This is a genomic window from Blautia sp. aa_0143 (genome assembly GCF_004167315.1).
Taxonomy (GTDB): Bacteria; Bacillota; Clostridia; order Lachnospirales; family Lachnospiraceae; genus Blautia_A; species Blautia_A fusiformis.
Genome location: NZ_RCXU01000057.1, coordinates 1 through 6,406, shown reverse-complemented (window position 1 = coordinate 6,406; position 6,406 = coordinate 1). Strand labels below are relative to the sequence as shown.

At 37.6% G+C, this 6,406-nt stretch carries 6 protein-coding genes; all 6 read left to right on the top strand.

Annotated elements, in window-relative coordinates:
- Positions 1-61: 61 nt before the first annotated feature.
- The 6 genes from EAI83_RS16730 to EAI83_RS16705 all read left to right on the top strand — a co-directional run bounded on the left by EAI83_RS16730 (position 62) and on the right by EAI83_RS16705 (position 6,077).
- On the top strand, positions 62-670 hold the full coding sequence (locus EAI83_RS16730; RefSeq protein WP_129976256.1) for a hypothetical protein: 609 nt from the start codon (positions 62-64) through the stop codon (positions 668-670).
- 34 nt (positions 671-704) lie between these two features.
- Positions 705-1,361, top strand: a complete 657-nt coding sequence (locus EAI83_RS16725) for a hypothetical protein (RefSeq protein WP_129976254.1) — start codon at positions 705-707, stop codon at positions 1,359-1,361.
- Positions 1,362-1,524: 163 nt separating this feature from the next.
- On the top strand, positions 1,525-2,460 hold the full coding sequence (locus tag EAI83_RS16720; RefSeq protein WP_129976252.1) for a hypothetical protein: 936 nt from the start codon (positions 1,525-1,527) through the stop codon (positions 2,458-2,460).
- A 29-nt stretch (positions 2,461-2,489) separates the two neighbouring features.
- Entirely contained in the window at positions 2,490-3,083 is a 594-nt protein-coding gene (locus tag EAI83_RS16715) for a hypothetical protein (protein WP_110102830.1), read from the top strand.
- A 762-nt stretch (positions 3,084-3,845) separates the two neighbouring features.
- Positions 3,846-4,199, top strand: a complete 354-nt coding sequence (locus tag EAI83_RS16710) for a hypothetical protein (RefSeq protein WP_129976250.1) — start codon at positions 3,846-3,848, stop codon at positions 4,197-4,199.
- 549 nt (positions 4,200-4,748) lie between these two features.
- Positions 4,749-6,077 carry an IS200/IS605 family element transposase accessory protein TnpB gene (locus EAI83_RS16705; protein ID WP_129976248.1) on the top strand — a complete coding sequence of 443 codons (1,329 nt, stop codon included), beginning with the start codon at positions 4,749-4,751 and terminating at the stop codon, positions 6,075-6,077.
- Positions 6,078-6,406 lie beyond the last annotated feature (329 nt).

Below are 6,406 nucleotides of genomic sequence, written 5' to 3'. Positions count from 1 at the left end.
TTAAAGAAAATATATGATGATTCGGAGATAGAATCCATTAATAGCTGAAGAAAGGAATCATATGGCGAATCTGATATTGAGTATTTTCGAAAGAGTTATAACAATATTAATGTTTATTGCATTGGCAGTTGCTCTCGTATGCAAGAAAAAATCTAAAAAGGTACCGCTTTTTATCATCAGACCAATTTTTCTGGTTGGTTTGTTATTTATTATGTTTCAGGCAGTATTTGTGCAGCGAAATTTTAGCTCGCTGGATAAAGCGATTCGGGCATATGATATTAAGGCGAAGCCAATAGCAACCTTGCAGGATGAGAAATCTACATATGTTATCATGGATGAAGATGGATCTATTGAAGGAAGAATTTTTCCAAAAAATGGAAAGAAATGGAAATTGCCGGATTCAGCATTTTTCAGAAAAAGTATGAGCTATCCTTCAGAAGATGCCAATATTGATATGAGATCAATAGAAATACATGGAGCATGGTATATTGTAATACTCCCACATTATCTTATGGGGGAGTATTCTATAGATGAGGTTCACGATTCGGCTGGAACAGAATTTTTAAAAACGGAATATGAGAATATAACAGTATATTATGGATATCTGAAAATGAAACCAGACGATTACTGGATTTCTGTAGATGGAGATAAAGTAGCGATTAATCTGTGAAGCGTCAAGATTGTAGGAAAAAGAGGACATAAAAATGAATATTTCACTATCTAACTGGTGGTCGTGGGGAATCTTATTGCTGTTGCTCATGATAGTGGCAGTTGTGGATTCCAGGAAAAGAATCCCACGAAAAATATCCATATTTATACTGGTTCCGGTTTTGTCTGTGGTCATCATATTTATGATGTCCGAAAACAACAAAGAGGCTGAACAAAGTTTCCATACACTTGAGGAAGCAGTAACAGCCTATGATGATCGGTCAGATGTCGTGGCGACATTGCGAGGAAAAACTTCAGCATTGGTTATTATGGATGATGGAGATGCGATGGACTCACAGATTTTTGAAAAAACAGAAAGCGGCTGGAAGCTTCCGGAGGATTCAGAGTTTCAGGACATAAAGCGTTTTACAGGAGACAGGATTATAGTCGACGTATCTACCGTAGCAGTTGATGGGGAATGGTATGTTGTGGTGTCACCATATCCGGGAATGAAATATCCCATAACGAATGTATACGATTCGGAAGGAACAGAATTTTCCGAAGCAAAAGGAAGCGAAAACGTTTACTATGGATATCTGAAAAAATACCCAGAGGACTACTGGGTTTCTGCAAGTGGACAGAAGATGGTTCCGATCGGGATTTTGAAGGATTGGGTCAGAGCTATGAGAAAAATTCTTCTGGATGGAAAATAATAAGTAGTCATTAAAATAATAGATATTATAAAACATAAAACAAAAGATTATTGGATTTCTATAAATGGGGAGAAGATATCGCTTGAGTGAAAAAACAAAACGTTTTTTTCTAATAACATTACTTCTGATACCAGCTTGCTACCAGATCATGCCGGAGATCAGAATGGCATTAGTATTGGCGGCAATGGGAGAAGCTGTATTATCGGCAGATAGAATTTGGGCAAGAAATGAAAGGTTTCCTTTTGTAAATTTATATGATGACAGGAATCCTTTGTATGTACGAAAAATGTTGAAAAAGAGGAAATGGTTTTCTGAGATAAATGGATATTTTGTAGTACAGATTTTGCTTTTGAGTTATGTCCTTCTGATGACAGCAGGGTTTATTTCTGATCATATAATACATAGAAGATATCAGGAAATCAGACTGGAATTTTTCTGGATTTACTGGGGAATAATAATGAGTCTTGGTGTAGTGGAGGCATATTATATCCACATTTATAAGAAAAGTTTCTGCTATCCGAGAAATAAAAAAGGTATCTGGATGCCATTCAGCTTTATCGGATATGAAATGCAGGGACTGGCAGGAAGGATACTGCCTGATCCAACAGAAGAAATGGAGAAAAATCAGCCTCTGGTGTTTGAAGAATGTCTTTTTAAAAGCGGATATGCTAAAAAAGCAAATTATATATTAAAAGAGAATGACCAAATCTGTTTTTATCAGAAAAGAAAAAATCAACAGGTAAACTTATGGGCGATCATTGATATAGCAGATATGGAGAAAATGCATATCCAGCTTCTGAATGATGCATTTGAGATTTTCTGGTGTAATGAGCTGACCAGAGAAGAAAAAAAGAAAGATGTACGTTTTACATTTGTAATCCAGACTGAGAGAATCAATGATGCTATAAGCAGGATTTTTTATGATGGATCAGGAACACGAATGTATAAACATCGAAGTCGTATGGCTGTTTTGTATGAGAAAAAACATGACATCATAAAAATAAAATGTACGGACCGTAAGTCCAGATATAAAAATATTTACAGAGAAATGAGAGAAGAACTGAAGCGGGTGATCGGAAGACGTGATATAGATCTGTAGACTGTATGCAAAGGTGATGTGAAAAAGGTATGTTGATCAAAGTGATAGAACCAATTGTATATCTGGTAATTATTATTAATCTGGTGATCGCTATTTCTTATAAAAGAAAATCAAAAAAGACACCAGTTAAGGTTGTCGCACCAATTGTTATATTAGGAATCGGACTCTTTGTTTGCGATACAGTGTATACTCACCGAAGTTTCAGTTCTGTGGAGAAAGCCGTGGAAGCATATGGTGATAATGCTGAGATCATCCGTATTCTGCAGGGAGAAAATTCTACATATGTTATCATGGATAACGAAGGAACAGTAGAGGGGAAGATTTTTCCGGAAAGTTCTGGGAAATGGAAATTGCCGGATTCTATATTTTATGGTACAGGCAGAGAGTATCAAGATGTAAAGATAAATATCGATATGTCAACGATAGAAATTAATGGGGAATGGTATGTACTGGTAGTACCGAATGATGATAATTATGTAATAGCCGATGTGAAGGATTCTGTGGGAACAAAATTTCTGGAAGCAGAAAATAACAAAAATGAAAAGATATGTTATGGATACATGGAACACAAACCGAAAGATTACTGGATTTCTGTAAATGGAGAGAAGATATCACTTGATTAAAAGAATATGTATTAGAAAAGAAAGAGGCAATTATACAGAGAAATGATCGACATGTTGAGCAAATCAATTTATTTATGCGTATATGCCCTGGTATTTGGAGGATTACTGAAATCTTTTTATTTCTATTTGGCGCCGGTCGGTGTAATGGAAATTTTGGCGGTTCTGGTAAGCCTGATGATCTCAAATATTCTATTTATTCCTACGGTTATTATACCGTCAAGATGGAAAACCCCTTATAATGTGCCGGATAGTTATAACTGTCAGAATCCATTTTATGTACACGGTATGTTAAATGACAAAAAGGAATCGAAATATGCTCTTCCTATCAGGAAAAACGGAAAGTTAAAAAGTTTTTTGTTTTTGCGAAAAATAATGATTCTGTGGCTGGGAGTGTATTTTACATATCTGGGGATGCAGTATGTAAATCCAGGTATAAATAGTACAGTGATAGAAATCCTTCTGAATATCTCGCTGGCTTTTATGATCATGGCAAGATCATGCATGTGGATATTTTATGTGAAATTTTATAAAAAGAATTATAAATACCCAACAGATAAAGAAGGAAATTGGGCGCCATTCAGTTTTCTGTGCCAGAATATCAATATGTATTATGAAAATCCGGTGTGTTACAGGGATTTACAGATACATTCTGATGTAATGGAAAAAGATTTTGGAATTTATCAATATATAAATACGTATAAAGCTCCTCGAAATGGAAAAACTTTTTTCTACAGATATGACAAAACAGATGAGATACATATTTTGGCATATGTAAAAACAGATTTGTTTCAGGAAGCGGATATCGGAAAATTAAATAAAGCTTTTGTAGAATTTTGGAAACAGTATATTACAACGAAAGAGGAAAAAAAGGAAATATATTTTTCCTTTGTGCTGGAAGTAGAAGATGATAATCGTGTTCTGAAGAGCATTGTACGGAATAATTCAGGGATAATGATGTATAAAAGACGATACCGTCTTGGAGCGGTATATAACCGTTATTATAATCGCTTGGAAATCCTTCCGTTATATAGATATTCGAGATGTAAAAAACAATATGAGAAAATGAAAAAAGATCTGTTGGATTGTCTGGGAATATCGGATGTTGTACAGGCCTGATGACTAGGGGGGATCATAATAAACCGAAAAAGAAAAAATAATATACTTGGAAAAATTTTGTTATTTTGTATTTTATTTTTGTCATATCGTTGGATTTTTGAAGATGATAGATTCACATTTGGAGTAGCCTTTTGGGGATATTTGGCATTGACTGGATGGGTATTCAGATGTGGCGAAACACCGGATCAGGATATTTCTTCGGAAAGTGTAGATGAAAATCCTCTATATGTTTATGGGATGATGAGAAAAAATCGAAAATGGCTTTCCGGAATCAGAGGGTGTTTTCTGTTTTAAATGTTGCTTTTGACAGATGTTTTTTTAGCAGCAGTATATTCCTGTTGGAAATGTTGGACGAATAGCAGTGGGAATGATGCGATTGAATAACTGCGCGTCGCATTCTCGTTATTTTAGTGATGAGTTAGACGCGCAAATTTTTTACCCAAAGAAAGAACACATGTTTACTTATGGCACTATATGTGCTAAAATATAGCCATGGATAGTAGAAAAAACAACAGAATCTGAGAAAAGAGTTATCAGGGAGAAATAAAAATGCAGATAATATCCAGTTATGGTGTAGAATTACGAAAACAGAATATCCCGATCCGCCAGACACTGGAGATTTATCGTGCTGCTGTCAGCTATCTGATTGGAATTTATGTGCAGGTATGGGAAGAATTAGCAGAAATCCCGGATGCAAAGAGGCGTTTTAATGCTGCAGAACATCTGGTACATACTACGAAGAAAAATCATGCCTGTTTTGATTTTGATATCCGGTTCCCAAAGATGCCTTCCTATCTGCGCAGATCTGCCATCCAGCATGCACTGGGGACAGTATCCTCTTATAAAACACGGCTGGATCTATGGGAAAAGACAGACGGAAAGAGCGGGAAACCAAAGCTTGTATATGAAAATCACGCCATGCCGGTTTTCTACCGTGATGTCATGTACCGTGAAGGAGTGGAAGGGAAAGACGAAGCATACCTGAAACTCTATGACGGTCATGACTGGAAATGGTCCTGTGTACGTCTGGAGCATACAGATATGGAACATCTGAGAAGATACTGGTCAGGGAAAAAGGCATCTGCCCCGACTCTGGAAAAGAGACACCGGAAGTACTTTTTGCGTTTTTCCTATACAGAAGAAGTAACACTTACCAAAAAACCTGTGAAAGAACAGGTTATCTGCAGCGTGGACTTAGGGATCAATACCGATGCAGTCTGTACCATCATGCGGGCAGACGGAACTGTCCTGGGAAGAAGATTCATAGATCATCCCAGTGAAAAAGACCGGATGTACCGCACACTGGGACGGATCCGCAGATCCCAGAGGGAACATGGCTCTGCGCAGACACAGGGAAGATGGGCATATACGAAACGTCTGAACACGGAACTTGGAAAAAAGACTGCAGGTGCGATTGTAAGATATGCGGAAGAAAACCATGCAGATGTGATCGTGTTCGAGTATCTGGAGATGCAGGGGAAGATATCGGGAAAGAAAAAACAGAAACTGCACCTGTGGAGAAAGCGGGATATACAGAGGCGCTGTGGACATCAGGCACACAGGAAAGGGATGCGGGTATCCAGGATCTGCGCATGGAATACCAGCAGACTGGCTTATGATGGTTCCGGAGCGGTAACACGTGATTGGGAAAATCACAGCCTCTGTACTTTCCAGACAGGAAAACGATATAATTGTGACCTGTCAGCAGCCTGTAATATAGGAGCGAGATATTTTATCAGAGAACTTTTAAAACCCATTCCGGCAACGGAAAGGTCTTTACTGGAGGCAAAAGTCCCTCCTGTAAAGCGTAGAACCTCATGTGTCTATGCAGATCTGAGAAAACTCCATTCAGAAATGGAACTCTTAAAAGTAGAATAGATACAGGCAGATATACAGCGGACTACCTGTAATGTGGGAACCAGCCATATCCGGCATGGGAAATGCGCATAACTGCGCACCTAAGTTATAGGCGTATCCGCCGATATTCAGTCTGACGCCTAAAGCGTCTGGAAGCACGCGACTTCAGTCGTGGGAGGTTCACAAAGGGCTTTTACATAACCAGTACCAAAAAAAGTCAGAATATGAACTGGACGAAAAAGGAAAAGTAAGTTTTTTCAAGAAAAATAGAAATAATCAGGTGAATATCTGGGCGCTTATAGATATTACAGATATGGATAGAAATGATGTTTTGTTGTTAAATGATAAAT